Source organism: Thermodesulfobacteriota bacterium, from assembly GCA_036397855.1.
Lineage (GTDB): Bacteria > Desulfobacterota_D > UBA1144 > Nemesobacterales > CSP1-2 > DASWID01.
The window spans coordinates 1-3,442 of the sequence record DASWID010000054.1 but is presented as its reverse complement, the minus strand read 5'-3'; the positions used below and the strand labels follow the sequence as shown (position 1 = coordinate 3,442).

4 protein-coding genes are annotated in these 3,442 nt (G+C 38.7%); 3 read left to right on the top strand and 1 reads right to left on the bottom strand.

The genetic code is table 11. The annotated features are described in order from the left end of the window. From VGA95_04235 to VGA95_04225, 3 genes are all read left to right on the top strand, one after another. Positions 1-383: hypothetical protein (locus VGA95_04235; GenBank protein HEX9665749.1), on the top strand; the 383-nt coding region annotated here is incomplete at its 5' end. A gap of 364 nt (positions 384-747) precedes the next feature. Continuing rightward, positions 748-1,611, top strand: coding sequence for a universal stress protein (locus VGA95_04230; protein HEX9665748.1), 864 nt, complete (start codon positions 748-750; stop codon positions 1,609-1,611). Positions 1,612-1,962: 351 nt separating this feature from the next. Further along, positions 1,963-2,526: a hypothetical protein gene (locus tag VGA95_04225; protein HEX9665747.1), complete on the top strand. Its 564-nt coding sequence runs from the start codon at positions 1,963-1,965 to the stop codon at positions 2,524-2,526. Positions 2,527-2,637: 111 nt separating this feature from the next. On the opposite strand, the gene VGA95_04220 is transcribed toward VGA95_04225, so the two are convergent. Beyond that, the coding region (locus tag VGA95_04220; protein HEX9665746.1) for a CapA family protein at positions 2,638-3,442 on the bottom strand (805 nt) is incomplete at its 5' end.

Sequence of the window (3,442 nt, the reverse complement as noted above, 5' to 3'; positions counted from 1 at the left end):
CTATTCCGATTATTGTTTTGGTTTTTGCTTTGATGGTAGTCGGATTAGGGTTTCTAATCTGGTCTCTTTACCTTTATCTGGCCACACTTCTGAGTCCACCGTCATCGGCCTTAGCCAGTGGACTACTAATCATAGTGATTTCGCTATGCTTAGTATTTTGCGCAAAAATATCGATGACACGCACAGCAAGTCATAAGAGCGCTATTAACAATCTTCTCTCATCCTGGTTGCAGAATTATCCTACTGAAACTGTGTTAGCTACAATCGCCGCAGGACTTTTGGTTGGTGTTTCTTCCGACGTACGTAGGTCAATAGCCGAGGCTGCCACATGGCTTCTCAAGCAAAATGCCTCTTTAAAGGATTCTTCGGATCAATCGAAATAAGTTTCTCCTTAGAGTAATGAGAGTCATCGATAATCAAATTGGCTTTTAACCGTTCGCTCAAGATGTGGAAGGACTTTTGAAAGCTTAAATTAAGCGGTGAATTAGGATAAAAAGCCTTAGCTTCGTCACCCAGGTTTTTTGCTTGAATGAGAACTTTGAATCTATCTCCCATGAGTTCTGGAAGAAAAAGGTTTTTAATAGCCATTCTACTTTTCCCGGAAAAAACATCAGAAGAGGAGTATCTTTGTTCTATGATATCCAATATACCCCAATCAACCAAGAACTGGCCTTGAGTCGTGTACTTAACATTATTTAACTAAAAGTGTATCGGGAAATTGAAGAGAATTGGTGGGAGGATTCAGTAATGATTGATAAAATACTATGGGCCTCAGATGGGTCTAATTATTCAATCGAGGCATTAAAGTATGTAGAACTTCTAGCCAAGAAATTTAAGGCAGAAATACTTGGTCTCCATGTTATGCGCGATTACCATGAGGCCGCGGAAAAATTCCCTTTAGAAGAAAAAAACAAATTGATTAAGTGGGTAGAAGATACCAAATCAAAAGAAAGGGAAAGGCTTGAAAGTATTGCGAAGGATTTTAGAGAGAAAGGAATAAGTTTCAGGATAGAAATTACAACTGGTATTCCTTACAAAGAGATTCTCAGGGTTGCAGATAGAGAGAATGTAGACCTTATTGCTTTGGGTAGGGGAGGATCCTTCGAAAAATTTATTCTAGGAGGAACCGCACTTAAAGTTCTCAGGGAATCTTCACTTCCGGTATTAACAGTCAGTGAGAGTAGGAAAAGCTTAGATATAAAAAGCATATTTGTGCCTACAGACTTGTTATCTACTAGCAGACTATCTGAAGCCTTTAGATACGCCGTTGAGTTATCAAACGAATTTGGTGCTACTATCTATTCTCTTAATGTTGTCGAGGTTGGAGATTACAATTTTCCGGTTGATGTAATTAAACAGATAAGGGAATTTTCATTCGGAGAACTCGAAGAGAATCTAAGTAAAATTAAAGGGAGAAAGAACATAGAAACTTTTGTTGAAGCAGCCAATAATGTCTGGAGTAGTATTGTTAAATTCGCGAACGAAAAAGATGTAGATTTAATAGTTATGATGACCTATAGTGGTAAGAGATTTAGTAAAGATTTTATTGGCAGTGTGGCTGAGAGGGTCGTTCAGGGGGCATCTTGTCCAATTATAACAATAAAGCCCTAGTTCGTGATGATTTAAATCTCGGTTGACGAGATTACATTATTTTTCCATTTTCCTCGAAGTACATCCTATGGAGTCTTCTCAAGGATCCATGGGCTGTACATGCTATAGTATTTCTCCCATCCAACCAAGCTCTTATGTGGGTCTAAAACATCACAATATGTTTGTAATTCGATGAGCGGGTATATAAAATCGTTACTTATAAACCCTGAAGATAATCCTCGGCTGAGCTTGATAACTTACAATAATCTAAAATGTCTAGAACAATCCTGCACAAAGGATCAGCAAATTTAGTAGGCTTAGGTAGCTAGAAAGGAATTGGTGGGAAATTAGACTCAAATAAGGTAGGCAAAAATGAGGAAGTCCATAATCATAATATTATTCATAGCTGTGGAACTCTATAGCATAGCTAGGGCAGAAGAAGAGGGAAAACAAGTTATAATGCCAGTAGAGCAGCTATGTTTCGAAATGGCGGCTAATGAGAGCGCCTTAGAGAAACTTAAAGGAACAGAAGTAATAATTCAGGGAAAGGTTACTTCGATCGGTGATAAAAGGAAAGTTTATTTAGGGAATCGAATCGATTCTATCGTTGAGCTAATGGTTACACCAGAGCCAAAGAAGGATCTTTTTGGTAAAGAAATTCCGGATACAGGTTGTTATATTTCCTGTTTTATTAATGTACCCGGTGAGCAATGTGAGCATCACAATGGAAAGCTTGAATGCAAGGAAATAACCAACCCAAAACTTGAAGAGAATATGAGTATTATTCTAAAACTAAGCGGTGACGAATCCATAACTGTGAGGGGAGAACTTAGAAATTTATCTTTAATTCCTCTATATTCGATAGGGGGCCATAAAAGGCAAATAGTCAACCCCGTTTTGTCGAAATGTGAAATAATAGAGATCAAGAAAAGGTAAAAAACATGGCAGTGTCTGTTTGATTAAATCTGTGTATATACAGATTAAGGCTTTACCCGACTCTTACATCTAGATACGTGATTTCGGCCCCCTTTCCACATGAGGAACTAATTAATCCCATTGTAGTGTTAACATATTATCATCGTTCAATTTCACTCGAGTTCCAAATTTCTTACCCTCTCGATTTAAGGTATCTCTTAGCCACAATGTATCTTCCCTGGACGCTCTATTCACCTTAAAGTGTTTAATCTGTGTCGGTACCATCCGCAAATAAACCAGTTTTCCAGTTGATGGATCGACGCTCACAAAGTACATCAATCCCAAATCATCTCTAAAATATTCATAGCCACTGATACCTTCATAGTCATTTAGAAAGTCACCACAGCCATAGATTATAAGCTTCCCCTTATAAACTTCGGTTCCCTTTACATGATGAGAGGAATGTCCATGAATTACATCGACACCTGCATCATCAATAAGTTTATGTGCAAATTCTGTTTCTTCACGAGGAATCTCGTAACCCCAATTGCCTCCCCAATGAATAGAGGCAACTACAATATCCCTTTGTTGTTTTACTCCTTGGACTTTTTCTTCAATATATCGAATTGTTTTATCTGACGGGTCTGTTAAGAGATTTACACCGGGCTTGTCTTCCGATGCAGCCCAACTGAAAGGTATTCCGCTTGTTACCGATCCAAACGAGAACACAATTACTCTTCCCTTTCCCTCAACCCCCATTACTGCCGGAGTTTCCGCCTCTTTGAGGTTCCGACCCGCTCCCGCACTTTTCACATTCACTTTCCCCAATGTTTCCAATGTCTCTATAAGACCTGAATATCCCCAGTCAAGAATATGGTTATTCGCGAGAGAGCAATAATCTATCTTAGCGGCTGTTATACAAGGAAAATTCTCCGGA

What these genes read in the sequence shown, in the direction of transcription:
- VGA95_04230 (HEX9665748.1), top strand. Translation starts at nt 748, where the DNA reads ATGATTGATAAAATACTATGGGCCTCAGATGGGTCTAATTATTCAATC.
- VGA95_04225 (HEX9665747.1), top strand. Translation starts at nt 1,963, where the DNA reads ATGAGGAAGTCCATAATCATAATATTATTCATAGCTGTGGAACTCTAT.